24 protein-coding genes and 1 tRNA gene are annotated in these 25,396 nt (G+C 67.4%); 16 read left to right on the top strand and 9 right to left on the bottom strand.

The features are described 5' to 3' along the window. Window positions 1–10: 10 nt before the first annotated feature. Window positions 11–517 carry a ribonuclease FAU-1 family protein gene (locus QRN63_RS11050; protein ID WP_267318043.1) on the bottom strand — a complete coding sequence of 169 codons (507 nt, stop codon included), beginning with the start codon at window positions 515–517 and terminating at the stop codon, window positions 11–13. Between the two features lie 68 nt (window positions 518–585). Between QRN63_RS11050 and uvrB the strand changes: the two genes are divergently transcribed. From uvrB to QRN63_RS11035, 3 genes are read left to right on the top strand one after another with little or no spacing between them, the layout of a single operon-like run. Continuing rightward, complete coding sequence (gene uvrB / locus QRN63_RS11045; RefSeq protein ID WP_267317840.1) at window positions 586–2,745, top strand: excinuclease ABC subunit UvrB; 2,160 nt, start codon at window positions 586–588, stop codon at window positions 2,743–2,745. A gap of 45 nt (window positions 2,746–2,790) precedes the next feature. Further along, window positions 2,791–4,191 (top strand): MFS transporter, encoded by a 1,401-nt coding sequence (locus QRN63_RS11040; protein ID WP_285030797.1) that lies wholly within the window; start codon window positions 2,791–2,793, stop codon window positions 4,189–4,191. 44 nt (window positions 4,192–4,235) lie between these two features. After that, window positions 4,236–5,141: an alpha/beta hydrolase gene (locus tag QRN63_RS11035; protein ID WP_285030796.1), complete on the top strand. Its 906-nt coding sequence runs from the start codon at window positions 4,236–4,238 to the stop codon at window positions 5,139–5,141. 23 nt (window positions 5,142–5,164) lie between these two features. On the opposite strand, the gene QRN63_RS11030 is transcribed toward QRN63_RS11035, so the two are convergent. Both QRN63_RS11030 and QRN63_RS11025 read right to left on the bottom strand, forming a co-directional pair. After that, window positions 5,165–6,145 (bottom strand): acyl-ACP desaturase, encoded by a 981-nt coding sequence (locus tag QRN63_RS11030; protein ID WP_267317837.1) that lies wholly within the window; start codon window positions 6,143–6,145, stop codon window positions 5,165–5,167. Between the two features lie 67 nt (window positions 6,146–6,212). Beyond that, a complete protein-coding gene (locus tag QRN63_RS11025; protein WP_285030795.1) occupies window positions 6,213–6,944 on the bottom strand; it encodes an MgtC/SapB family protein in 732 nt (243 codons plus the stop codon). Window positions 6,945–7,028: 84 nt separating this feature from the next. Here QRN63_RS11025 and QRN63_RS11020 point away from each other — a divergent pair, with 84 nt between their 5' ends. The 6 genes from QRN63_RS11020 (at window position 7,029) to QRN63_RS10995 (ending at window position 10,852) form a co-directional block, all read left to right on the top strand. Then, complete coding sequence (locus QRN63_RS11020) at window positions 7,029–7,799, top strand: DUF899 domain-containing protein (RefSeq protein ID WP_267317835.1); 771 nt, start codon at window positions 7,029–7,031, stop codon at window positions 7,797–7,799. 60 nt (window positions 7,800–7,859) lie between these two features. Beyond that, window positions 7,860–7,933 (top strand) — tRNA-Cys (locus tag QRN63_RS11015). A gap of 312 nt (window positions 7,934–8,245) precedes the next feature. Continuing rightward, on the top strand, window positions 8,246–8,458 hold the full coding sequence (locus QRN63_RS11010; RefSeq protein WP_285030794.1) for a hypothetical protein: 213 nt from the start codon (window positions 8,246–8,248) through the stop codon (window positions 8,456–8,458). Beyond that, entirely contained in the window at window positions 8,446–9,306 is an 861-nt protein-coding gene (locus QRN63_RS11005; RefSeq protein ID WP_267317833.1) for an acyl-CoA thioesterase, read from the top strand. Before QRN63_RS11010 ends, QRN63_RS11005 begins: the two co-directional genes overlap by 13 nt. Window positions 9,307–9,546: 240 nt before the next feature. After that, complete coding sequence (locus tag QRN63_RS11000; protein ID WP_020103294.1) at window positions 9,547–9,990, top strand: universal stress protein; 444 nt, start codon at window positions 9,547–9,549, stop codon at window positions 9,988–9,990. 73 nt (window positions 9,991–10,063) lie between these two features. Continuing rightward, a complete protein-coding gene (locus tag QRN63_RS10995) occupies window positions 10,064–10,852 on the top strand; it encodes a MarP family serine protease (protein ID WP_267317832.1) in 789 nt (262 codons plus the stop codon). A 12-nt stretch (window positions 10,853–10,864) separates the two neighbouring features. On the opposite strand, the gene QRN63_RS10990 is transcribed toward QRN63_RS10995, so the two are convergent. Then, window positions 10,865–11,539 carry an MBL fold metallo-hydrolase gene (locus QRN63_RS10990; protein ID WP_267317831.1) on the bottom strand — a complete coding sequence of 225 codons (675 nt, stop codon included), beginning with the start codon at window positions 11,537–11,539 and terminating at the stop codon, window positions 10,865–10,867. An 86-nt stretch (window positions 11,540–11,625) separates the two neighbouring features. Between QRN63_RS10990 and uvrA the strand changes: the two genes are divergently transcribed. Next, on the top strand, window positions 11,626–14,532 hold the full coding sequence (uvrA, locus tag QRN63_RS10985; RefSeq protein ID WP_267317830.1) for an excinuclease ABC subunit UvrA: 2,907 nt from the start codon (window positions 11,626–11,628) through the stop codon (window positions 14,530–14,532). Here uvrA and QRN63_RS10980 read toward each other — a convergent pair. Both QRN63_RS10980 and QRN63_RS10975 read right to left on the bottom strand, forming a co-directional pair. Then, complete coding sequence (locus QRN63_RS10980) at window positions 14,529–15,509, bottom strand: Lrp/AsnC family transcriptional regulator (RefSeq protein WP_285030793.1); 981 nt, start codon at window positions 15,507–15,509, stop codon at window positions 14,529–14,531. The genes uvrA and QRN63_RS10980 overlap by 4 nt on opposite strands. Window positions 15,510–15,521: 12 nt before the next feature. Beyond that, on the bottom strand, window positions 15,522–15,743 hold the full coding sequence (locus tag QRN63_RS10975) for a hypothetical protein (RefSeq protein ID WP_285030900.1): 222 nt from the start codon (window positions 15,741–15,743) through the stop codon (window positions 15,522–15,524). Here QRN63_RS10975 and QRN63_RS10970 point away from each other — a divergent pair. Further along, on the top strand, window positions 15,640–16,497 hold the full coding sequence (locus QRN63_RS10970; RefSeq protein WP_267317828.1) for an LLM class flavin-dependent oxidoreductase: 858 nt from the start codon (window positions 15,640–15,642) through the stop codon (window positions 16,495–16,497). The two genes, QRN63_RS10975 and QRN63_RS10970, sit on opposite strands and share 104 nt — an antisense overlap. A gap of 26 nt (window positions 16,498–16,523) precedes the next feature. On the opposite strand, the gene QRN63_RS10965 is transcribed toward QRN63_RS10970, so the two are convergent. Next, a complete protein-coding gene (locus tag QRN63_RS10965; RefSeq protein WP_285030792.1) occupies window positions 16,524–17,699 on the bottom strand; it encodes a winged helix DNA-binding domain-containing protein in 1,176 nt (391 codons plus the stop codon). A 1-nt stretch (window position 17,700) separates the two neighbouring features. Continuing rightward, a complete protein-coding gene (locus QRN63_RS10960; protein WP_267317826.1) occupies window positions 17,701–18,018 on the bottom strand; it encodes a PspA/IM30 family protein in 318 nt (105 codons plus the stop codon). Window positions 18,019–18,128: 110 nt separating this feature from the next. On the opposite strand from QRN63_RS10960, the gene QRN63_RS10955 reads away from it, so the two are divergent. The 5 genes from QRN63_RS10955 to QRN63_RS10935 all read left to right on the top strand — a co-directional run bounded on the left by QRN63_RS10955 (window position 18,129) and on the right by QRN63_RS10935 (window position 23,985). Further along, window positions 18,129–18,617: a lipoprotein LpqH gene (locus QRN63_RS10955; RefSeq protein WP_502888111.1), complete on the top strand. Its 489-nt coding sequence runs from the start codon at window positions 18,129–18,131 to the stop codon at window positions 18,615–18,617. A gap of 100 nt (window positions 18,618–18,717) precedes the next feature. After that, window positions 18,718–20,442, top strand: a complete 1,725-nt coding sequence (locus QRN63_RS10950) for a hypothetical protein (protein WP_285030791.1) — start codon at window positions 18,718–18,720, stop codon at window positions 20,440–20,442. Further along, window positions 20,433–21,626, top strand: a complete 1,194-nt coding sequence (locus QRN63_RS10945) for a CHAT domain-containing protein (protein WP_285030790.1) — start codon at window positions 20,433–20,435, stop codon at window positions 21,624–21,626. The genes QRN63_RS10950 and QRN63_RS10945 overlap by 10 nt, the downstream gene beginning before the upstream one ends. Continuing rightward, entirely contained in the window at window positions 21,626–22,918 is a 1,293-nt protein-coding gene (locus QRN63_RS10940) for a hypothetical protein (protein ID WP_285030788.1), read from the top strand. The genes QRN63_RS10945 and QRN63_RS10940 overlap by 1 nt, the downstream gene beginning before the upstream one ends. Next, the gene (locus QRN63_RS10935; protein ID WP_285030787.1) at window positions 22,915–23,985 is read left to right on the top strand and encodes a hypothetical protein; all 1,071 of its coding nucleotides are present in this window, start codon (window positions 22,915–22,917) and stop codon (window positions 23,983–23,985) included. The genes QRN63_RS10940 and QRN63_RS10935 overlap by 4 nt, the downstream gene beginning before the upstream one ends. A 15-nt stretch (window positions 23,986–24,000) precedes the next feature. Here QRN63_RS10935 and QRN63_RS10930 read toward each other — a convergent pair whose 3' ends face one another. Continuing rightward, window positions 24,001–25,377, bottom strand: a complete 1,377-nt coding sequence (locus QRN63_RS10930; protein ID WP_285030786.1) for an alpha/beta hydrolase — start codon at window positions 25,375–25,377, stop codon at window positions 24,001–24,003. Window positions 25,378–25,396 lie beyond the last annotated feature (19 nt).

The raw sequence follows: 25,396 nt of genomic DNA, 5'->3' as shown, positions 1-25,396 counted from the left end.
GTTGTTGACATTACCCGTCGCGCCAGGTCAGTGACATACCGAGACTGGCTAGCCAATTATTCAGCTGGTAGTTGTGTTGAGCCAGCCCCTCGATGGCGGCCGTCGCCGCCGTGATGGCGCGTTCGCCGTCGTCGGTGCTCAGGAGGTGGTGACGCACTGCGTCGAGAAGTTCGTCGACGTCCTCCAGCTCGACACTCTTGCCCGATTGGACGACGAGGTCCAGGTAGTGGTCCTCGGACGTCCAGGACTGCTCGCCGGCGGTGAACCGGCCGACGTCGAGGTAGAAATCCTGGTCGCGTTCGTATCCCGGATTGAAATGGAAGATGCTGGCCCGCAGACCGATCGACGGCAGCAGCCACGACTCCAGGTAGTGGAATTGCGGCCGGCCGGGGGTGGGACGCGCCATGTACAGGCCCCACGGCTCAACCCGGTACACGTCGACGGCCCGCACGATGCCTTTGGGATCGGTGTTCGTGCGGGCGGCCAGGTCGAACGTCTCGTGCTTGGGTGCGTGGATGGCGCCAGCGTACGCGCTCGTCCGGTGACCGGCAGCGCCTGTCGGTGCCCGCCTCTACCCTGGTACTCATGGCCTTCGCGACCGAATACCCCGTCCTCGCGCACTCGGAATACCGGCCGGTCGACGCCATGGTGCGGGCCGGCGGGCGCTTCGAAGTGGTCAGTCCGTACGAACCGGCGGGTGACCAGCCGGCAGCCATCGACGAGCTTGAGCGCCGCATCGCCGCGGGAGAGCGGGACGTGGTGCTGCTCGGTGCCACCGGTACCGGCAAGTCCGCGACCACCGCCTGGCTCATCGAGCGGCTGCAGCGTCCCACCCTGGTGATGGCGCCCAACAAGACGCTGGCCGCCCAGCTGGCCAATGAGCTGCGGGAGATGTTGCCGCACAACGCCGTCGAGTACTTCGTGTCGTACTACGACTACTACCAGCCCGAGGCGTACATCGCCCAGACGGACACCTACATCGAGAAGGACAGCTCGATCAACGACGACGTCGAGCGGCTGCGGCACTCGGCGACGTCCAGCCTGCTGTCGCGGCGCGACGTCGTGGTGGTGGCGTCGGTGTCGTGCATCTACGGCCTGGGTACCCCGCAGTCGTACATGGACCGCTCCGTCGAACTCAAGGTCGGCGACGACGTGCCGCGCGACGGGCTGCTGCGCCTGCTGGTCGACATCCAGTACAACCGCAACGACGTGGCGTTCACCCGCGGCTCGTTCCGGGTGCGCGGCGACACCGTCGAGATCATCCCGTCGTACGAGGAACTGGCGGTACGCATCGAATTCTTCGGTGACGAGGTCGAGGCGCTCTACTACCTGCATCCGCTGACCGGCGACGTGGTGCGCAAGGTCGATTCGCTGCGCATCTTCCCGGCCACGCACTATGTGGCCGGTCCGGAGCGCATGGCCATGGCGATCTCGACCATCGAGCAGGAGCTGGAAGAGCGGCTCGCGCAGCTGGAGGGGCAGGGCAAGCTGCTGGAGGCGCAACGGCTGCGGATGCGCACCAACTACGACGTCGAGATGATGAAGCAGGTCGGGTTCTGCTCGGGCATCGAGAACTACTCGCGGCACATCGACGGCCGCGCCGCGGGTTCGGCACCGGCGACGCTGCTGGATTACTTCCCCGAGGACTTCCTGCTCGTCATCGACGAGTCACACGTCACGGTGCCGCAGATCGGCGCCATGTACGAGGGCGACATGTCCCGTAAGCGGAACCTCGTCGACTTCGGCTTCCGGCTGCCGTCGGCGGTCGACAACCGGCCGCTGACCTGGGAGGAGTTCGCCGACCGCATCGGCCAGACGGTGTACCTGTCGGCGACGCCCGGGTCCTACGAGATGGCCCAGTCCGGCGGCGAGTTCGTCGAGCAGGTCATCCGGCCGACGGGTCTGGTCGACCCCAAGATCGTCGTCAAACCGACCAAGGGCCAGATCGACGACCTCATCGGGGAAATCCGCAAGCGCACCGAGCGCGACGAGCGCGTGCTGGTCACGACGCTGACCAAGAAGATGGCCGAGGACCTCACCGACTATCTGCTGGAGACCGGCATCCGCGTGCGTTACCTGCACTCCGAGGTCGACACGCTGCGCCGCGTCGAGCTGCTGCGCCAGCTGCGGCTCGGCGACTACGACGTCCTGGTCGGCATCAATCTGCTCCGTGAGGGCCTGGACCTGCCCGAGGTGTCGCTCGTCGCGATCCTCGATGCCGACAAGGAGGGCTTCCTGCGCTCGACGCGAAGCCTGATCCAGACGATCGGCCGCGCGGCGCGCAACGTGTCCGGCGAGGTGCACATGTACGCCGACAAGATCACCGACTCCATGCAGGCGGCCATCGAGGAGACCGAACGGCGCCGCGCCAAGCAGGTCGCCTACAACGAGGAGAACGGCATCGACCCGCAGCCGCTGCGGAAGAAGATCGCCGACATCCTCGACCAGGTGTACCGCGAAGCTGAAGACACCGAGACGGTCGAGATCGGCGGCTCGGGCCGCAATGCCTCCCGCGGGCGCCGGGCCCAGGGTGAGCCGGGGCGTGCGGTCAGTGCCGGAATCGTCGAGGGCCGCGATACGGCGAACATGCCGCGTGCGGAGTTGGCGGACCTGATCAAGGACCTCACCGAGCAGATGATGACGGCGGCCCGGGATCTGCAGTTCGAGCTGGCCGCGCGCATTCGTGACGAGGTGGCCGACCTGAAGAAGGAACTGCGCGGGATGGATGCGGCCGGGCTGAAATGAGCGCACCTTGATCTCAACCGCGGTTGAGCCCCTAGCGTCGCGGACGTGACCGACATACGCGCCGACACCGTGACGCTCGGCAGTTGGCGGGAACTCCTGGGTCCCAAGTACCTCGGTGCGTCGACGGTGTTGGCCGGGGGCGTTGCGCTGTACGCGACCAACGAGTTCTTGACCATCAGCCTGCTCCCGAGTGCCGTGTCCGACATCGGCGGCGGACGGCTGTACGCGTGGGTCACGACGGTGTATCTCGTCGCCTCGGTGATGGCGGCGACGACGGTCAGCGGCATGGTGGCCCGGTTCGGGCCGCGGCGCGCATATCTGCTGGGATTCAGTGTTTTCGCGCTCGGCAGCGTCATATGCGCCCTGGCGCCGACCATGGAAGTGATGCTCGCCGGCCGGGTGGTGCAGGGCGCCGCGGGGGGCACGCTGGCTGGGCTGGGGTACGCGGTGATCAATACGGCTCTGCCGCAATCGCTTTGGCCCAAGGCGTCGGCCCTGGTATCGGCGATGTGGGGCGTCGGGACGCTGCTCGGCCCCTCGTCCGGCGGCTTGTTCGCGCAATTGGGCGCGTGGCGCTGGGCGTTCGGCGCGCTGGCGATCCTGACCGTCGCGGTGATGATCCTGGTGCCGTTGAGCCTGCCGGGCAGATCCGGGGAGCGGGTGCAGGAGCCGCTGCGGATTCCGGTGTGGTCGTTGGTGATTCTCGGCTCCGCGGCCATGGCGATCAGCGTCGCGGGTATTCAGCGCAGCGTGCCGGTGATGGTGGCACTGCTGGCGGCCGGCGTGGCGCTGGTCGGCGTCTTCATCGTCGTGGACCGGCGGATGCCCGTCAGCGTATTGCCGCAGACCGCCTACGGGCCCGGGCCGTTCAAGTGGATCTATGTGACCCTGGGCGTGTTGATGGCAGCCACCATGGCCGACATGTACGTGCCTCTGTACGGGCAGCGGCTGGCCGGCCTGGCGCCGTTGATGGCGGGCTTTCTCGCCGTCGCGCTGAGTGTGGGCTGGACGGTGAGTGAGATCGTCAGCGCCTCGGTCACCACCTCCGCCCGGGTGGTGCGCATCGTGGCGGTGGCGCCGCTGGTGATGGCGGTCGGATTGGCCGCCGCGGCTGTCAGTCAGGTCGACGGCGCGTCACCGGCGGTGGTCGCAGTCTGGGCGTTCGCGCTCCTGGTGACCGGCATCGGCGTCGGCATGGCGTGGCCGCACCTGTCGGTGTGGGCGATGGGCCGGGTCGGCGATCCCGCGCAGAGCACGGTGGCCGCGGCGGCGATCAACACGGTCCAGCTGATCTGTGGCGCGTTCGGTGCCGGTCTGGCCGGCATCGTCGTCAATACGGTCGATCGGCCGGACGCCGCCGGCGCCAGTTGGCTGTTCGCCGTTTTCGCCGGGCTCGCAGCGCTCGGTTGCGTGGCATCGTTCCGGGCCGGCCGGGGTGTGGGTTAACCACGTTCGACGGTTTCGGTTCGGGCGTCGGTACAGTCGGCTTCGTGTCAATCCTCGCCAGACCAATCGTTGCCGATGCGGTTGCCCGACTGTTCTCGTCCACTATCAATCCGGCGCCGAAGCCGGGCGTTCGATTTCCTGAAATCGTTGGCAACACAACGTCGGTGGTGATTCCGACCCGGCACGGCGATGCGGCGGCAACGGTGTACTGGCCAGAGCCGAGTGGTAATGCGGCAGGTGTCTACGTCAACGTCCACGGTGGTGGCTTCGTCGTCGGCCACCGCGAACAGGACGATCCCTGGTGCCGTTTCCTCGCCGCGCACGCGAATGTCGTTGTGGTGAACACCGATTACGTGCTGGCGCCGGGGCACCGGTTTCCGGCCCCCGTCGAGCAGGTGTACGACGTTCTCGTCTGGGCATCCGCCGCTGACCGGGACTGGGACGGCGGCAAGCTCTGTGTGGGTGGGCAGAGCGCCGGTGGCAGCCTGTCCGCGGCCGCGGCTCGGCTTGCCCTGCAAGAAGGCGGACCTGCGCTCAAACTGCAGATGCTGCACTATGCGCCACTGGATTTGGTGACGGCCAGCAAGGACAAGCGTTCTGCGCTGGGGGACAAGGCCGTGATGCGGCCCTGGATGAGCGAGGTGTTCGACACCGCGTACATCCCCGACACCGCCCGGCGCCGCGATCGGCTGGCCTCGCCGGCATGGGGCAACAACGCCGACGGCATCCACGGCATCGCCCCGGCGTTGATCGTCACCGCTGAGTACGACCGGCTGCGCGACGAGGCATGGCGGTACGCCCAGAAGCTGGACGCGGTCGGTGCTTTGGTGGAGTACCACGAGGTGCCCGGAGTCGACCACGGCTACAACATCATGAGCAACGCAACGGACGTCACGCACGGCGTGTACGAGATGATCGCCGGACACGTCCGCCAGGCGATCGCGGATTGACCAGCCCTGATTCGTAAGCGCGTTTAGCCGACTGCCGTCGGTTGGCGCTCTTCTTGGCGTGCGGCTTCGCGCGCCAACAGCCGGTCGCGTTGTTCCTCAAACCTGCTGGCTTGCGCCGCCATGGTTTCCAGATAGGCAGCCAGTTCCTCGCGGCGCTTCTCGCCGCGGGCGGTGAAATCGGTGCGGTCGAAGATCTTCCACTGACGCAGCGGAGGCAAGACGACTTCCTCCAGATGCTGTCGCAGATCGTAGATTCCGTGCTTGGCCATCAGAACGCCGTAGCGGCGGAAGTTCGGCATGCCGGTCCCGGGCATCCGGAACTTCTCGATGACCGAGGCGATCGAGTGCAGTGTCTGGTCTGGCGCCAGATCGAGTGCAGCGGCACTCATCTGCCGGTAGAAAATCATGTGCAGGTTTTCATCGGCCGCCACTCGTTGCAGCAGGCGATCGGCCACAGGGTCGTTGCAGACCTTGCCGGTGTTGCGATGGCTGACCCTTGTGGCCAGTTCCTGGAATGTCGGATAGACGATGGCCATCAGAGCGCCGGCGCCGATGGCTTCCTCCTCCTCGGCGGTCGGCGCGAATCCGTTGGTTACGTGCTCGATCCGTGCCTGCTCGAGAGCAATCGGGTCCACGCCACGGTTCACCACCAGGTAGTCGCGCAGAGCGATACCGTGCCGGTTCTCCTCCGCGGTCCACCGGTTGACCCATGTGCCCCACGCGCTGTCCAGCGACAAATGGCCCATCGCCTCGCGGTGGTAGGACGGGAGGTTGTCCTCCGTGAGCAGGTTGGTGATCATCGCGGCCCTGGCCAGCTCACTCAGCTGGGACTGTTCCGGGTCCCAATCCTGGCCGCCCGCCGCCGCGTAGTTCTTCCCATTGGCCCACGGCACATAGTCGTGCGGATACCAGTGAACCGATCGCGACAGATGCTGGTTGAGAGCGTCGGCGGCCACCGACTCCAGTTCGGCCAAGTATTCAGAATCTGTCAATTCGCGCGTCATACGTCCCGTCACCCTTAGTTCTGCGGAACGTACAGGAACAACGGGCGTTGACCCGCATCCGCGGCCGTCAGTCGGGGTCTTCTGTGATTTGACGCACACCGATGACCCCGTCGAGCAGGGCCAGCACGGCGGCGGCCCCGACGACACCGGAGCCGGCCAATGTCACCTGGACACCGACATAGCCTGGTGGCGCTTCGAGGGGTTCTCCGGGTGGATCGGCTTCCAGGTCGGTGACCTGCCAGTCCCGCCGGCCGCACGCCTGGAGCACGTCGCGAAGGACGCCGCGGTCGTCGGCGTAGGTGATGTGCAGGCGCACCGACCCGCCCAGTCGCGAAGCCAGGCGACGGGCCAGTGGCATGAATCCGATGATGATCAGCAGGTGCATGCCGGTCATCACGGTGGCCAGCAGCAACAGTCCCGCGCCGGCCGCCATGCCGATCGCTGCCGACTCCCACACCGAGGCCGCGGTGGTCAGTCCGTGCACCGAACCCCGGCGCACGATGATGATGCCCGCGCCGAGGAATCCGATACCCGAAACGATCTGGGCCGCGACACGCGACGGGTCGACGACCACCAGGCCGGGGGTCAGCACGTCGCCGAACCCGTACTTGCTGACCAGCATGATCAGCGCCGCCGCGGTACCGACGATGGTCTGCGTACGCAAACCCGCACTCTTGCCCTGGATTTCGCGTTCCAGTCCGATGAGCGCGGTCAGGCCGAACGCGACCACGAGTTCGATGATCTGCCGCGAGCCCTGCCCGGGCCCGCCGAAAAAGGCGGGATCTGCCAGCCACTCCATGAGGGACAAACTAACGCGGGCCGATGACTTTTGGCGGCAGTCGGAGTCTGTCTTCGTATAGGCCGATTTGAGAGGAGTGATGCCATGTCAGCACAACCAACCGCCTATCCCGATGTCGTCACACGAGAGGAATGGATCGGGGCTCGCACGAAGCTGCTGGCCCGGGAACGGGAGGCGACGCACCTGCGTGACGCCGTCAACGCCGAACGCCGTCGACTCCCGATGGTGAAGATCGAGAAGGACTACGTCTTCGACGGACCCGACGGCGCCGTCCGCCTGCTGGACATGTTCGAGGGCCGCAGTCAGCTCTACATCCACCACTTCATGTGGATCGACGCGATCGATGCCGGGTGCCCGAGTTGCACCGCCGCAGCTGACCTGACGTTCACAGAAGGGGACCGAGAGTTGTTGCACGGCAAGGGCGTGACGTTCGCATGCGTGTCCCGGGCGCCGTACGAGAGCATTGCCCGGTACCGAGACCAGCACGGCTGGACGTTCCCGTGGTACTCGTCGCGCGACGGCGACTTCACCTACGACTTCCATGTGACTCTCGACCCAGCCAGGGCGCCGGTCGAATACAACTACAAGTCCCTCGAGGAACTGCACGCCGACGGCTGGTCCGACGACGACCTGCGGGGAGACTGGCCCGGCGCAAGCGTTTTCCTGCGCCGCGGCGACGAGGTGTTCCACACGTATTCGGCGTATGCGCGCGGGCTCGACCACTCGGCAGTCGGATATCCGTTCCTGGACCTGACCCCGTACGGCCGTCAGGAACCGTGGGAGGACTCGCCCGCAGGCTGGCCGCAGGGTGGCCCGGTGGTCGGTCGGCCGGTAGGGGATTGCTGCGAGGGGTAGCAATCACCGCGATCTCAACTCTGGGCGCGTGGCGGCCCGGCTGGCACTGTGGTGATCAGTGCGGGTGTGGCTGAGTGGCTAGGCACCGGCCTGCAAAGCCGTTCACACGGGTTCGAATCCCGTCACTCGCTCCACTACTGGAAGCTCGGCAGGTGACACCACCTGCCGAGCTTCCAGCTGAACACCGCAGATCAGGCCCCGTTCGGTGCGCAACCGCGATAATGCGAATGAAATTCGGCCAGCCACTTCAGCTTCGGCTCCCATGACACCCTCGAAGTCCCGTGCCAGTTCTGCACCAAATCAAATGTGCTCAACGATGTCCCGAGGTTCGGTGTAGCGACCAACACCCGGGGTACCTACCCAATAGCGACGGAGACGGCATGGTTGCCTGTATGCGTCCCGCGCGAGGTGGTCAGCGGTGGCAACTTCGGTGTTGAGAAGCCAGCATGGAGCCGCTGATCCCCGTTCTGTCCGTGGGCCTTGACAGCCCGATCATTGTCTTGGGCGGCGTGTCCCATGTCGCTCAGGCCGGCGGGCGGCTTCGCGGGCCGCCTGGCGGCGCAGGTGACGACGGAGCAGGCGAGCGGCTGCTCGTCGAAGTGATCATCGCCACCGACCAGGTGGGTGTCCAAATGCCTCAGGCAAGATGCCTCAGGTGACGTACAGTTCGCCGACCTTGTCTGATCTCGTGAGCACGCTGCTGGTGGATCAGACCGATGACCACCATTTCGTGGCCACCCAGCTCGACAATCCCAGCCACCACATTGCCGGCGGTCATCTCGCCGGTCAGGTGCTGGTGGCGGCGAGCCGGACCGCGCCAGGACGCAGTGCGCACAGCCTGCACGTCTACTACCTGCGTGCCGGTGATGCGCGTAAGCCCGTCGAGGTTCAGGTCGACGCCGCGCGCGACGGCGGCACGCTCGCGACGCGCCGCATCACCGCCCTGCAGGACGGCGAGATCCTGCTCGAGGCGCTGGCGTCGTTCAGTGCCCCGGTCGACGCGCTCGACTACCAGGCGACCATTCCTGATGTGCCAGAACCGCTTTCGGTACCGACCATGGCCGAGCAGCTCGCCGACTACGCCGATGAATCGGGTGGCTTCTGGGTTCGTGACCAACCGTTCGAGCTTCGCTACATCGATCCGCACCCGCGGCTGGCCAAAGACTCACCGGATTCGGCACCGCATCTGCGGATGTGGTGGCGCCCGACCGACGCCATCCCCGGGGACCCGGCCCTGCACGCCGGGCTGCTGACATACCTGACCGGCACCACCATGCTGGAGGCGGCGATGATCCCGCGCGGCGCGCTGCCGGCCCACACCTTCTCGGCGCTGATCGACCACGCGCTGTGGTTTCACCGGCCGGTGGACCTGAGCGATTGGGTACTGTCCGACCAGACTTCGCCGAGCGGAATCGGGGGCCGCGGACTGGCCAGCGGGACGATGTACAACCGCGCCGGGCAATTGGTGTGCGTCGCCACGCAGGAGCTGTATTTCGGTCGTGGCTAACGATCGAGGGTCCGAAGCGTTCCATCTCACGGGACGAAACACCGGATCGTTTCGTCACTATTGGCAAGCCCGTTGCGGCGACGGCCGCTAACATCGGTGCCGGTAAAGCACATTTTTCACGGTGTTCCCGGCGAACTTGTGTGGTGAAACCGCACCAATGGCCACGATTCAGCGGCTACTGTCTGCGGGGATGCCGGACAGAACGCCGGATACACAAACCTGGATAACGGGAGGCCATTGATGAGCGGCTACCAGACCGTGGTCGTCGGTACGGACGGATCGGATTCGTCACTGCGCGCTGTGGAGCGCGCTGCCCAGATCGCCGCGGGGGCCAATGCGAAGTTGGTCGTGGCAACCGCCTATTTCCCGCACGCCGATGATCAGCGTGCGGCCGATGTCCTGAAGGACGAGGGTTACAAGGTGCACGGCGATGCGCCGATCTACGCGATCCTGCGTGAGGCGCGGGACCGCGCCGAGGCCGCGGGCGCCACCCAGGTCGAAGAGAAGGCCATCGTCGGCGCTCCCGTCGACGCGCTCGTCGACTTGGCTGAGAATTCCAACGCTGATCTGCTCGTCGTCGGTAACGTCGGTCTGAGCACCATCGCCGGCCGGCTGCTGGGCTCGGTGCCGGCCAACGTGGCCCGCCGCGCCAAGGTCGACGTGCTGATCGTCCACACCTCGTAGGATTCGGATTTTTCTGAGGCCCCCGGCAGACTGCCGGGGGCCTCAGTTTTTTCGTGCCCGTAAAGTTCGCGCCATGACTCGAAGAAGTCTCGTCCGTACGTCATGGGTGACGTTGTCATTGGCCGCCACACTGATCGCCGGCTGCGCGGGCAAGAACCAGCCCGCCGCACCTGCGACGACATCGGCGATCGTGTCGGAGACCGAATCGACGATCCCGACCGTCGCCCCTCCCGACCCCAACGTGGCCGCCAACCCCGCGGTGACTGCCGCACAAGCGAGCGTGGTGCGCGTTCACGGAGTGGCGCACAGCTGCCGAAAGCGCTTGGAGGGCACCGGGTTTGTGGTCGGACCCAAGCGCGTGATGACGACGGCGCATGGCGTCGCAGGGACCGACGAAGTGTCCGTGGAAGTCGGCGGCACGAAGTACGACGGCCAGGTGGTGTCGTTCGACCCGAACCTGGACATCTCGATTCTCGCGATCCCGGACCTGCCGACCGCGCCGTTGATGTTCTCTGAGGCGCCTGCCGTCAGCGGTGCCGACGCGGCCGCACTCGGGTTCCCCCATGGCGGTCCGTACGAGGCCAAACCGGTCCGGGTACGTGAGGTCATCAAACTCCAAGGGCCGGACATCTTCCGCACCGGCACGGTGACGCGCGAGGTGTATGCCCTCAGAGGTGCTGTGCAGCAAGGAAATTCAGGCGGACCCATCGTCGACCTGGACGGCCGGGTGCGTGGTGTCGTCTTCGGGGCGGCGCAGGACGACCCCGATACCAGTTTCGCGCTGACCGCGAAGGAAGTCGGGCCCCAACTCGCGCTGGTCGGCAACACCCAACCGGTCCCGACAGGTCACTGCGTGGGTTGACGGGCCAACCGGCTACCAGCCGCGCGCCCGCCACTCCTCGAGGTGTGGCCGCTCGGTGCCGAGTGTGGTGTCGTCGCCGTGCCCGGGGTAGATGACAGTCGAATCGGGGTAGATGTCGAAGACCTTGCGGGTGACGTCTCCGAGCAGTCGCTCGAAGTCACCTTCCTGCCAGGTCTTGCCGACGCCGCCGGGAAACAAGCAGTCGCCGGTGAACAGGTGGGTGACCTCGCCGTCGGCGCCGCGCAGCGCCAGCGCCACCGAACCCTCGGTGTGACCTTGCAGGTGGATGACGTCGAACGTCAGGTCGCCGATCGTGATGGTGTCGCCGTCGGCGAGGATCCGGTCGGGCTTCACCGGCAGCGGCTCGGCGTCCAGAGCGTGTGCGGCGGTGGGTGCACCTGTGGCCTCGGCCACTTCTGCCAGGGCCTGCCAGTGGTCGAAGTGCTGGTGGCTGGTGACGATGAGTTCGACGTCCGGCGCCTGCGACCTGATCAGCTCGACGAGCGCGGGTCCGTCGTTCGCGGCGTCGATGAGCAGCGTCTTTCCGGTCGCGGAACATGTGATGAGGTACGCGTTGTTGTCCATCGGTCCGACCGATGCCTTGACGATCGTCGCGGCGGGGAGGGTGCGACGTGCCGCGGTGCCTGCGTCGACGTGGCCGGTGTACGTGTCATTGACGACTGTCATGACGCCACCGTATCCGGACTTGTCGGTGGGGACACATAGCATGGCGCTGTGGTGTCTGGACTGCCCAGACCGGTGAAGGGATACGTGTGTCAGACCGTCTGATCGTCAAAGGTGCGCGCGAGCACAACCTGCGGGGAATCGACCTTGACCTGCCCAGAGACTCGCTGATCGTGTTCACGGGCCTGTCGGGTTCGGGCAAGAGCTCGCTGGCGTTCGACACCATCTTCGCCGAGGGCCAGCGCCGCTATGTCGAGTCGCTCTCGGCGTACGCCCGCCAGTTCCTGGGGCAGATGGACAAGCCCGACGTGGACTTCATCGAGGGCCTGTCGCCCGCGGTGTCCATCGACCAGAAGTCGACCAACCGCAACCCGCGCTCGACCGTCGGCACCATCACCGAGGTCTACGACTACCTGCGGCTGCTGTATGCGCGCGCCGGCACGCCGCACTGCCCGGTGTGTGGTGAGCGCATCGCGCGGCAGACGCCGCAGCAGATCGTCGACCAGGTGCTCGCCATGGACGAGGGCATCCGGTTCCAGGTGCTGGCGCCCGTGGTCCGCACCCGCAAGGGTGAGTTCGTCGACCTCTTCGACAAGCTCAACGGCCAGGGCTACAGCCGCGTGCGGGTCGACGGCGTCGTGCACTCGCTGACGGACCCGCCGAAGCTCAAGAAGCAGGAGAAGCACGACATCGAGGTGGTCGTGGACCGCCTCACCGTCAAGGCAAGTGCCAAGCAGCGTCTGACCGATTCGGTCGAAACCGCGCTGGGGCTCGCCGACGGCATCGTCGTGCTCGAGTTCGTCGACCGCGACGACAACCATCCGCAACGCGAGCAGCGCTTCTCCGAGAAGCTGGCCTGCCCCAACGCGCACCCGCTGGCAGTCGATGACCTTGAGCCGCGGTCGTTCTCGTTCAACTCGCCGTACGGCGCCTGCCCGGAATGCACCGGTCTGGGCATCAAGAAGGAAGTCGACCCCGAGCTCGTCGTGCCGGACCCGGAGCTGACGCTCGCCGAGGGCGCGGTCGCGCCGTGGTCCATGGGCCACAACTCCGACTACTTCACCCGCATGATGGCCGGCCTCGGTGAGGAACTGGGCTTCGACATCGACACCCCGTGGAAGAAGCTTCCGGCCAAGGCGCGCAAGGCCATTCTGGAAGGCTCCGACCACCAGGTGCACGTCCGGTACAAGAACCGGTACGGCCGCACGCGCTCGTACTATGCCGACTTCGAAGGCGTGCTGGCGTTCCTGCAGCGCCGCATGGAGCAGACCGAGTCCGAGCAGATGAAGGAACGCTACGAGGGCTTCATGCGGGACATCCCGTGCCCCGAGTGCGCCGGCACCCGACTGAAGCCGGAGATTCTGGCTGTCACCCTGTCCGCGGATGACGACGCGAAATCCATTGCGCAGGTGTGTGATCTGTCCATTTCGGACTGCTCGAGGTTCCTCAACGCGCTGACGCTCGGTCCGCGCGAGCAGGCCATCGCCGGCCAGGTGCTCAAAGAGGTGCAATCGCGCCTGGGCTTCCTGCTCGACGTCGGCCTCGACTACCTGACGCTGTCCCGGGCCGCGGGCACGCTATCCGGCGGTGAGGCACAGCGCATCCGGCTCGCGACGCAGATCGGGTCGGGTCTCGTCGGTGTGCTCTACGTGCTCGACGAGCCGTCCATCGGCCTGCACCAGCGCGACAACCGCCGGCTCATCGACACCCTGGTCCGGCTGCGCGACCTCGGCAACACGCTGATCGTCGTCGAGCACGACCTCGACACCATCGCGCACGCCGACTGGGTCGTCGACATCGGCCCCGCGGCCGGTGAGCACGGCGGCCAGATCGTGCACAGCGGCACCTACAAGGACCTGCTGAAGAACACGAAATCGCTTACCGGCGCCTATCTTTCGGGCCGGGAAGAGATCGAGGTCCCGGCCATCCGCCGACCCGTCGATCGCAAGCGGCAGATCACGGTGGTCGGCGCGCGCGAGCACAACCTCAAAGAGGTCGACGTGGCGTTCCCGCTGGGTGTGCTGACGTCGGTCACGGGCGTCTCGGGGTCGGGCAAGTCGACGCTGGTCAACGACATCCTTGCGACCGTCATGGCCAACAAGCTCAACGGCGCGCGCCAGGTGCCGGGCCGGCACACCCGGATCAACGGGCTCGACCAGCTGGACAAGCTGGTTCGGGTGGACCAGTCGCCGATCGGCCGCACGCCACGTTCCAATCCCGCGACCTACACCGGGGTGTTCGACAAGATCCGCACGCTGTTCGCGGCCACGACCGAGGCCAAGGTCCGCGGCTATCAGCCGGGCCGGTTCTCGTTCAACGTCAAAGGCGGCCGCTGCGAGGCGTGTTCAGGTGACGGCACCATCAAGATCGAGATGAACTTCCTGCCGGACGTGTACGTGCCGTGCGAGGTGTGCCACGGTGCCCGTTACAACCGGGAGACCCTGGAGGTGCACTACAAGGGCAAGACCATCTCCGAGGTCCTCGACATGCCGATCGAGGAGGCCACCGAGTTCTTCGAGCCCATCAGCTCGATCCACCGGTACCTCAAGACGCTCGTCGACGTCGGCCTGGGCTACGTGCGGCTGGGCCAGCCGGCCCCGACGCTCTCCGGTGGCGAGGCGCAGCGGGTGAAGCTGGCCGCCGAGCTGCAGAAGCGGTCCACCGGGCGCACCGTCTACATCCTCGACGAGCCGACCACCGGTCTGCACTTCGAGGACATCCGCAAGCTGCTCAAGGTGATCAACGGTCTGGTCGACAAGGGCAACACCGTCATCGTCATCGAACACAACCTCGACGTGATCAAGACCTCGGACTGGATCGTGGACATGGGTCCCGAGGGCGGCGCGGGCGGCGGCACGGTTGTGGTGTCCGGTACACCGGAGGACGTCGCGGCCACCCCGGACAGCTACACCGGGCAATTCCTCGCGGAGTTGTTGCCCACTGTCGTGCTGTCGGAAGCACCCGCGAAGCGACGACGCAAGGCCGCCGCGCTCTAGCCAGCACCGATCAGTCGACCATGTGAGACAAGTGAGCCGACCTGCTTGAGCCGCTTGCTGCGGATGCTCACGTCGAACGCCTGGATGTGGTCGACGGTGGCCAACTGTTCGGCCAGGTAGCGGTAGAGATGTCGCTCGTCGCAGCAGATCACGACGGCCATCAGGTTTGTGGGACCGCTAACTGCGGCAACCGAGGCGACCTCGTCATGGCGCGTGATCTGTTCGCCTACCGACGCGAGGTGTCGAGGCGTCGTAGAAATCCAGATCATCGCGTTCAGCGTGAATCCGAGGCGCTCCGGCAACACGTCGAGGTCGTAGGCCAGGGTGTCGGACGCAGTCAATGCGGCCAGCCGACGTTTCACTCGGGCCGGTGACCAGCCGGTGAGTGTCGCCAGTGCGCTGTCGGTGATTCGACCGTCGTCGGCGAGTGCGTCGAGCAGTGCTCGGTCATCGACGGTTGGCGCGGCCGGCTGATCTGGGCGGGCTTGTTCGAGTGGTCGCAGCATGGCGATCTGGTCGGGCGCCAGCGCCTGTCCGTACCCGGTCCAGTGCCTACCCGTACGTGAACCGAACACGTTGAGTACCAACTCGATCCGCATGTCGAGGACCGCCGATGTGCGCGGCAGCCGGTGCAGCAGTCCGTCGGCGGCATCACCGATCGGGGCGCGCACGGCACAGGCCAGTTCAGTGCCACCTGACAACGTGTTGACGTGTGTGACATCGGGCCGACGGACCAGCGCTTCAGCGAGCCGAGGGAGATCGGCGGGCTTGGCGCGGACGCGGACGATCCACTGGCATTCGCCATAGACCCGCGGATTCACTACGCCGACCACACGAAGCACGCCGTCGCGTCGCAAGGCCCGGTAGCGGCGTGCCACTGTCTGTTCTCCGACGCCGATGGCTTCGGCGATGTGTCGAAATGGGGCGCGCGGTGCCACCTGCAATGCGTGCACAAGATAACCGTCTATTGCCTCCATAGTGGGGAAAATCTAACGAATATCGGCGTTGATGGCCTGTTTTTGACGACAAGAGGCGATCTTGTTGTCGAAGTTCGACGTGTCACCGAAGCTGGAGTGCGGGCAGGTGACGTCAACCGAAGGAGGCACGATGGAACTGGGAATCGGGCTGCCAAACCACATCGCCGGTGTGTCCGGTGCGGCCGTGATCGAGTGGGCCCGCCGTGCCGAACAACGTGGATTCGAATCGGTCACCGCAATAGACCGGATGTTGTACCCAGGTGTTGACCCATTGATCGCACTGGCGACGGCGGCGGGTGCGACCAAGGGGCTGACACTGGTGACCAATGTTCTTCTGGCGCCGTTGTATCCGGTTGTTCCGCTCGCGAAACAACTGGCCAGCTTGGATCAGATGTGCGGGGGCCGACTGGTTGTCGGCCTTGGCGTCGGCAACCGGCCTGACGACTATGCCAGTACTGGTTCGGATTTCGGACGGCGTGGTCGGATTCTCGACGAACAGGTCGCGCGGATGCGCCGGTTGTGGGCCGGCGATCCGGTCGCCGATGGCGGCGCGTTATGCCCTGCGCCCGCGCACATTCCGCTGCTTTTCGGCGGTCGGTCGCCGGCCACAGCGCGGCGGGTCATTGCCGTCGGTAACGGGTGGGCCGCCGGTGCCGTGCGTCATTACGATGCTCAGTCAGAGCTGGCCGAGCAGATCCGCACCGGCTGGCAGGCCGCCGGGCGAACCGGTCGTCCGTACCTGCAGGCATCGGTGAACTTCGGCCTGGGGCCGGCTCATGCGGTCGCGGCAGGTCGGGACCACTTGGCCCGCTACTACGGCTTTTCTCCGGAGTACGCGCAGGTGAATGTCGACGACATGGTCTGTTCCGCGGAGGATGCCCGCCAAACGGTGCGTCGGTATCGCGAACTTGGTTTCGACCGGCTGCTGTTCCATCCGACCGGTGCGGCCGTCGAACAACTGGATCTACTGGCTGATGCGATTCTCTAGCTGCGTGGCTGGCAACGCGTTCCGGCCTATCGTGACAGGGCCTGGCTCAGCGGTGACGGGAAGCGCGGCTTGATTCGCACCCCGTCGAGCCAGTCAGTCAGCTCGGAAGCTTTGCGCTGCAGCACTTTCCGAGCTGCGGCTCCGACGTCTTCGACGTACTCCAGCTGCACCCGGCCGTCGTCGTCCTGACCCCAGGCGCCCACGGCGCGGCCGTCCCACCACACCGTGGGACCGGCGTTGCCGGAACGGTCGAACAACTGGGCCGCGTGCGGGCCGAGGTACCAGGAACGGGCCTGCCAACCCATGACGGTGGGGTCCAATCCGGGCAGCAGTGCGCCCCAGGGCGAAACGGGGGGAGCGGCGTCGAGATCGTCGGGCAGGACGTAGCCGGTCTCGTCGCAGCCCTCCAGAGCCACTTCGGCGGCGTCGATGGCGCGCAGGCCCTCCCGGGCCCATGACAGCGTCTGGCCGAACCACCACTTGATATCCGCGGCGGTGGCCGGGCCGAAGGTGCGTAGCCAGGCAGTCAGCACGGCCGCTCGGGCTTCATCGGCCGGAAGGGCAGCGGCCGGTTCGGGTAGCCAATGCGTCGCTGCGGCCCACTGCGGTCGCGACGTGGTCCAGGTGCCGGAGTTGGGTCCGCGCAGCAGATGCCCCTGGGCGGACAACACCGTCAGTACCCGGGGTGCGACGGGAGTGCTTCCGCCCCAGGTCTTTCCGGGTGCCGGGTCCCACTCGCCGGCCAGTTCCGGCAGCGAGGCCCGGAGTGTGGCGGTGTTGACGAATGTCCCCTCGGACAGATGACCACGCACCGCGGCCGCCGCGAGCTCCAGCCACGCTTCGCCGTCGGCCGCGATACCGGACTTCTCGACATCACCGATCAGCCGTTTGCGCTCGGTGGCGGCCACCCGATCACTGGCCGCGGCCTGGACCGCGGGCAGGTCGGCCGTGTGCACCACCCACAGCGTCCTGCGCATGGCCATGTGCTTGACCAGATGCTTCTCCTGATACAGCGCGGCATCGAGATCGGTGACGCTGAAGCCGGGCAGCCGGGCCCACAGTGACAGGTACGGCGTGGCGGGATCGGTGCCGTGCAGACCGACGAGCGCCCGGGTCACCTCGGCAGGGCTCGACGCCGCGTCGCTCAGGAAATGACGTTGCGCCAGGCGATGGCGACGCTCGGCGATGGTGACGGTACGCAAGTCAGTCGTCGTGCATCGAGCGACGAATCTGCTCGAGGCGTTCCGTGGCGGCCTTCTGGCGCGCTTCGTACTGTTCCTCGACCGACCGGCCCTCCGGGGTTTCCGCCGCCAGCTCGGCCGAGCCGATCGCGGTGCCGTACCGGTGCTCGATCTTGTCCCGCACCGACTCGAAGGTCGGGACGCCGTCGGGGGTGTAGCCGGGATCGACCGGCGGGGACACCGGCACCGGCGCGGGCGCCGGATCCAGCGGCACGATCTCGGCGTCGATGGGCTCGTTCGGATCGTTCGACGGCTGCTCGGCGGCGGTTTCGTCGGCCATGGCTTCACCGTACCGCGCGGGAAAGTTGGGATCGGTAGCCACGGCGTCCGCGTGTACTTACGGCACGACGACGCCACTGGGGCGGCGTAAAAGGAAGGGAACTCTCTGCCATGAACATCAATCGCGCACTGGCCGCTGGTATCGGCATGCTGGCCGTGGGTGCCACGTTGATCGGCTGCTCCAGCGACAAAGAGGCCGGACCGAAGGCGTCCGGCCCGGGTTCGGTGACGGGCGGCGGCGGCAACACCGTCGTCAAGGTCGAGGGCCAGGATCTGGCCGGCCTGGATCTCAAGTCGGTGACCTGCGTGAAGCAGGGCGGCAGCATCAACATCGCGAGCGCACCCATCGGCGGTGGCGCGCAGGGCCTCGGCGTTGTGATGACCGACGCCTCGCCGCCGAAGGTGCAGTCCCTGGGCCTGGTGGTCGACGGCAACGCGCTCGCGGTGTCGGAGATGGGCGGTGTGAAGACCGGTTCGGCTGACGTCAAGGTCGACGGCAGCACGTACACCATCACCGGGCAGGCCGCCGGTGCCGACATGAAGAACCCCATGGCGGGGATGATCTCGAAGAACTTCGAGATCAAGGTGTCGTGCGGCTGACAAGAGTCGCTCGGGGCGCGGGTGCAACCGTTATGCCGGATGCACCCGCGTCCCGTCTTCCCGTCGCTGCGCTCGCCTCGTTCCGCCTTATGATGCGGCCGTGTCGATCACCGGCGAACTCGCCCGCGCCCGCGCGCTGATGTTCGCCGCCGACGAGCCGACAGCCAAAGAACTGCTGCTGTCGCTGATGCCCGCCATCGAAGCCGCCGACCGCGATGACCAGATGCTCGAGGTCTTCGCCCAACTCGGCGAGATCTATCTGATCCGCAGCGCCCTCGACGGGGTGCGCGAATGTATCCGGCGTATCGACGACTGCCTCGACATCTACGCATCGATCCTGGCCGGTCGCGCGCCGGCCGACATCGTGGCGCAGATGGCCATGACCCCGGAGGACGCGGATCACATGCTCACCCGCTACCGCCGCCGGGCCGCCTTCCTGCGGACCGGCGTGTCCGCCGCCATCGGTGACCACGAAGGGGCGGCACAATCCCTGTCCGCGCTGGACGGGCCGTCCCGGTACTCCGATCTGGACGACGAACACACCTATCTGCTGACCCACGCCCGCATCCTGTGCGCGCTCGCGCTGTGCGACGACGACCTGCACGCCCGCTCGGTGCCGCTGTGGGACGAGGTGCTGGCCACGTTCGCGACACCCGCCGACGACCCGCAGCGCGAATACCTTTGGCTGACCGGTGCACTCGGCTACGCGCGGTTCTGTATCGAAACCGGCAAGGTGGACGAGGCGCTGCCGTGGCTGCGCCGCGCGGAGGCCCGGGCGCAGGCTCGCGGCTGGGAATTGGCCACCGCGCGGGCGCAATTGGAACGCGCGGCGGTGAGCTGGCTGGCGGGCGACCAGCAGGGCACCGAGGCCCTCGCCACTGCCGCGTACCCGGAGATCGCCCGGCAGGCGCGGGCTCACGAGGTATCCCGCTGCTGGCTGTACTTCGGTCTCACCCGGCTGGCCGCCGGTGCACTGCAGGCCGCCGATGAATGCTGGGGCCACGCCGAACGGCACTGGCGTGAGCTGGGCAAGCCCCTGCACGTCCACCGTATCTTGTTGCAGCGCAGCTGGATCGCCATCTTCCGGGGCCGATACGACGAGGCCCGGGCATTGATCGATCAGGCCCGGGAATGCCTGGATGCCTCACCGCGCAGCAGCTGGCTGCAGTACGCAAGGTTGGATGACCAACTCGGCACCGTCTGGCGCGCGGAGGGACTCGCGGACCTCGGCTTCGACGCCGCGGGCAATCCCGCCGACACCTGGGCGCAGGCCGAAGCCCGCTACCGCGGCGGCCTCGGGACATGGTTCGCCGAACCCGGCACGGATCAATACCGTTCTGGCATGGACAAATTGGCCACCGCCGCCGACCTGAAGTTGCCCGCCGCGCTGGCCGTCGACTCGGTGCGGTACTCGATCACCGACGCGGATGCCCGGGCCAGTTGGGCCGCGGGGGTGGCCGCACCGCTGCTGGCCGGGGCCTTCGCGGTGGCATGGGAATCGCAGAACCCGGTGCTGGTCGGCGAACTGATCGAATATCACAGTGCCCGAGGTGCGTTCAGCGTCGACGCCGCGGCGGCCCGCACGGTGGATTGGGCCCGGGCCACGACGACGGCCGTGCCGGTGCTCGATGTCGACGAACTCGCTTCGGTCGCATCCGGCCCGGTTGCTGTTGGTGCCGTCGGCCTCATCCGGCTGGGGCCGCTGCCGCCACTGCAGATGGAGCCCGACGGTGCGCCGGTGCTGGCGCGCTACCGCGAACTGGCCCGGTCGCGCTACGGCCGTGTGGTCACCGCGGACCAGGAGGCGTGGTCGACATGCCCGTAACCGGGGACACCACAACGACGTTGGTGCTGCGCTTCGCCGACATCGGGATCGCGACGTACGTCAGCCTCCGGGTTGTCGGCTCACCCGAGCGGCTGGTCACCTGGATGGTGGCCGAGGACGTTCTTCTGACAGTGACCGGCGCACTGGCTGAGGCATTACCGGATCCGCTTGACGGTGAACAACTTTCCGAGGCGCTGACCCGATCCTTGGTCGCCGGGCCGTTCGCCGCGGTGGCCCGGGAGCGCGAGCTCGCACGACTCCTCGGGGCCCTGCTACCCGACGAAGCGTGGGATCTGCTGCGGCAGTACACCGCTGGCCCGGAGCTGCCGGTGCTCTTCGTATCGCCGACCGCCCGCTTGAGCCGGGTGCCGTGGGGCCTGCTCGCGCAGCCCAGCGGCAGTGGCGACCAACGCCTCGTCGAATTTGCCGACCTCCTGCTGGCGGTGCCACCGAACATCGCGAATGCGCCGCGCCGGCAATCGCAACGGGCGGACGGACCGCCGCTTCTCCTACTGGATCCGAAAGTGCCCGGTCAGCGGCCGGATTCCGCGCTGGGCTCGGTGCTGGGCCGGCCGTCGCCCGATACGGTGCTGGCCCGGCACTTCGGTGCGCGTCCTGCGCTGCCGGCGGTCACCACCCCGCTGGAGCTCTTCCGGCGCGCCGACGCCGACCGGCACTGGCTGGCTAATCAGTTGGCGCATCAGCCGGCGCGGCTGGTGTACGTCGGGCATGCCAGTGCTGCTCCCGACCGCGACGGATCGGCAGACCAGGCGGCCCTGCATCTGGCCGAGCCCGAGCCGCTGACCGCCGCCGACATCATGGTGATGGGTTTGCCGGTTCCGCCCCGGGTCGCGTTGTTGGCCTGCGCATCGGGCGCCGACTACCGGTTCGACGAGGCCACCGGACTCGTCGCGGCGATGATTCTCGGTGGCGCACAGGTGGTTACCGCGACCCTCTGGTCGCTGCCGACAACCGCCGGATACCGAACGGCCACAACCGGGGACGCCGATCCCATGTCCGAGGCGATCATCGCCGTCGACACCGCACACGAGACGACGACACCGGCCCGCGCCGTGAACCGCTGGCAGCGAGACTGCCTGCAGCGCTGGCGAACCGGTGACGCCGCATTGAGCCCGGTCTACTGGGCTGCCATGATGTCCTTCACCGTCGATGGAGCACGCTGATGACTACCGGGCCACAGCCACGCCGCGCTGTCATCGACGCCGCATGGCGCGAGATCGGGCCCGGTCTCGAACTTCTCAGCAGCCCCGACGGCGGCCCGTTGAGCCGCGCGGTGAAGCGCATCATCGATCCGCTGGTGCTCCGGCTGCGGGCGCATCCCGAATATTCGGCGCCGGTCGTTGCCGCCGACATCGCCGACGAGATGCGTCAGGTGATCGTCGGCCACGCCGTTCAGTTACGCGCTGCGGCAGGGTGGTTCGCGCTGTTGAAGGCGCAGCGCCGGCGCGACCGGATCACCACCGGCAATGCCCAAGAGCTCTATTTCCCGGTGTGTTTCGAGCTGGCCGCGACCAGAGGCGAACCGGGACAGGATGGTTCAGGTGTCGTCGCGGAGGTGCTGCGGGACGTGCATGGTGACCGGGATCGCACCGCGGTCGAACGGCTGCATGAATACCTCGCCGATCCTGCGGTGCTGGAGACGTTGTCGCGTCAGCTCGATGCCGGCTGGGACGACGTCAGGGCGGGCGATGCATCGTCCGAGCCATTCCTGGCCGGGCTGAGGACGGTGCTGGGACCGTCCGGCGGTCACAACGCAGATGCCGCGCGGCAACGCGTCTGGAGCGCACTGATCGGTGACACCACGCCGTATAACTTCGGCGCCCGGATGCGCGACGCCGTGGCCGCCGCGCCGTGGTCGGTCGACCAGATCGGGTTGTGCGCCGCCGCACCGCAATCGAAGCCGACGGTCGCCGGCTCCCGCGCGGCCGAACGTCCCCTCGACCGCAGCATCATCGACCGGGTCCGGGCGACGCTGCGCCGTGCCCTCGATCGCGACGAGCTGCCTGACCTGCCGACCCTGTGCGCCGAAGAGGCGGACCGCGCGGCCTCTCCGTGGGGTCTCCTGGCCGAGGACAACCAGGCCGCGTTGGTCGCCGGCATCGAGGTCGGGGTGGACCTGGCGCCGCTTGAGGTGAATCACCGGACGCGCTACCACCTTTCGGGCCAGATTCAGGCCCGGCTCCGCAAAGAGGCGTACGTGCTGCACGCCCGCCGGTATCTGACCGACGGCGGCCCGGTGCACCCGCGGCAGCAGCAGGTGGTGGACGATCTCGCGGCGTTTGTCCGCCCGTATGTCTCGCGGCTGTGGGCACGACTGCACGGCCGTGACGTTTGGCAGGAATCGTGCGACGACGCCGGCGAGGTGCGCGGGCTGCTGGACGGGGTCGCCCGATCGGTGAGCCTCGATCATCGCCAGCGCATCAAGGCGATGCTGGAATTGGAGGCGGCAGGATGAAACTCACCGTTGATTCCGGCTTGTGGGCGTTGGGAACCGAGGTCGCGGCACCACCCGAGGTGGCGGTGCTCGAGGTGAGCGGCGCGGTCCTGGCGTGGACGATCCACGACCGGGCACAGGCGGTCCGGATCACGCTCACGGATCTACCTGCGGCCGACTGGTTGTGGCGGCTGGTCGGCGAGGCCGGGCACGTCGCGGTGGTCGCCGCCGCCGAGGCTACCGCAGAAACCGGTGCCGCGGCCGACCTCACCGACGTTGTGCCGTTGCCGGAACCCCTTGCCGCCCTTCGCCGTCTGGCCGTCGGGCACTGGCTCCGGCGGTGGTGGCCCGCCAGCGCCCGCGACGGCATCGTCCCGCTGGACGCCGCCGTGCTGGACGCCGAGGTGGCGCTGTCCACTGCGGCGCTGCAGGACTACTTCACCGAGGACACCCTGGATTCGGACGTCTCCGGGCTGCTGGCACCGCATCGACGGGCGCTGGCGAGCACAGCCGCCTCGGGGGATCCCCGGATTCTCGACCTCGTCCGCAACTGCGTCGGTCTTGCCGACGAATTCGGGCTGGGGGACTGGTCGGAAGTCCTTGCGGGCCAGGGATCGCCGCGACAGGACGACTATGCGCTCGCCGCCGGGCAGCCCGGTGCCGGCGGCGACGGCGCCATCGCGAGCGGTGTCGCATCGGTAGCGTGGACCGCGGTGCCACCGCGGACATTCGACGCCGCCGAGCGCACCATCGACTGGTCCGTGCGGGTGCGCGACGGTGCGGTGGTCGCCGACATCCGCGTGGCCACCATCGGTCCCGCGGACGGAATTCCGGTGCGCTTGGACGCGGGTTCGGTCACCGGTGGCGGCACGCTCGACGTCGACGGCAACGCCTCCCTGCCGCTGCCGGCCACCGAAACCCAAGCGTGGGGCCATGATTGGGCCGGCACCACCGTGACGGTGGGCGCCCGGACCGGCGAGACGGAAGCAGTTCGGGACCGGGTCCGGCGCTACGTGCGCGCCAGGCTCGCGGCGCCCGGCCCCGATGCGTTCCTCGCCGAGATCCTGGCCGCAGAGGCCGATTACTAGCCGACCTCCGGCTACTTATCGGCGCGCGGCTTCGACCGGCATGGCCGGTGCTGTCGCACCGGGCAACGGCAACCGCGGCACACCCGGTGTCCCGAGCTGACCGGCCAGCCACGGCAGCGCCGCGGTGAACGCCTGCGCGGCGAACGGCCAGTCATGCTTGCCCGGCCGTTCGACGACGGCGCACCGGATGCCACGCGTGCTGCCGACGCCGCACAGCGAATGTGCGGCAATCGTCTGGGCGGGCAGCGGGCCGCGGGAGAGCTCGGGTCCGTTGATGTCGTACCAGGCCGTGATGTCGTCGTAGGTGCGACGGGACATCACCGTCATCGGGTCCCAGTCGGCGTATTTGGCGGTGCTGCCGCCGAACAGTCGTTGCACGGTCTGCGGCCGATCACCGGCGTTCGGCGCAATGTCCCCGGCGATGTCCTGGAATGCGCTGAACAGGTCCGGATGCATCACTGCCAGGTCTACCGCGCACGTGCCACCCATGGACCAGCCGACGATGCCGCGGTGACGGCGGTCGGCGCTCACGCCGTAATTGGCGGTCATGAAGGGCAGCACGTCCTTGATCAGATGGTCGGCGGAGTTGCCGCGCGGTCCGTTGACGCACTCGGTGTCGTTGTTGAAGGAACCGCCGGGGTCGACGAACACCAGCACCGGCGCGTTGCCCTGATGGGCGGCGGCGAAGTCGTCGACCGTCTTGATGGCGTTACCTGCCCGCAGCCAGTCGGCGGGTGTGTTGAACTCGCCGCCGATCATCATCACCATCGGCAGTCGCGGCGGCGGGTTGCTGGCGAACCATGCCGGCGGCAGGTACACATATTCATCACGGTGATTGAATCCCGATGCAGCCGAGCCTGTTTGGACCTCGACGACACTTCCCTTGCTCGGTATCCGCCGGGCCTTCTGCATCGCGACGACGGTCTCGTGCGGGGTCTGGTTGGGCAACGGCGCCGAGTTGGCCTGTTCCCACGCGGTGTCGAGATTCGGGAAGTACCCGACCCACGTGTTGAGCGTCAGTCCCGTGGACAGCACGCACAGCGGCACCGACAGCACTGCCAGCCCGCGGCGCCACCAGCGGGTGGCGTGCCAGCCGACGATCAGCAGAACCACCGCGGCTCCGGTGACCGCGGTCCAGATCCACAGCCGGGCCGGCGCTGGATCGTCGGACCAGCCCTGCGATGCCACGACCCAGCGTGCGGCGGCGGTCACGAGTACGCCGGACACGGCGGCGACGGGCAGCCAGAGGGTGCGCCACCGCTGGTTGCGCCAGCCGACCGCGAGGATCAGCACCGCCGCGGCGAGGGCCTGGACGCTGAAGGGCAGCCAGCCGTGCGTCAACGAAACATGTTGCTCGCCATAGAGCCCGGCCGTCGTTGCCCCGATCGTCACGGCGCCAGCGTGCCGCGCA

Origin of the sequence: Mycolicibacterium sp. lyk4-40-TYG-92 (assembly GCF_030209435.1) — a bacterium.
Taxonomy (GTDB): domain Bacteria; phylum Actinomycetota; class Actinomycetes; order Mycobacteriales; family Mycobacteriaceae; genus Mycobacterium.
This window is presented reverse-complemented; position numbering and strand designations above follow the sequence as displayed.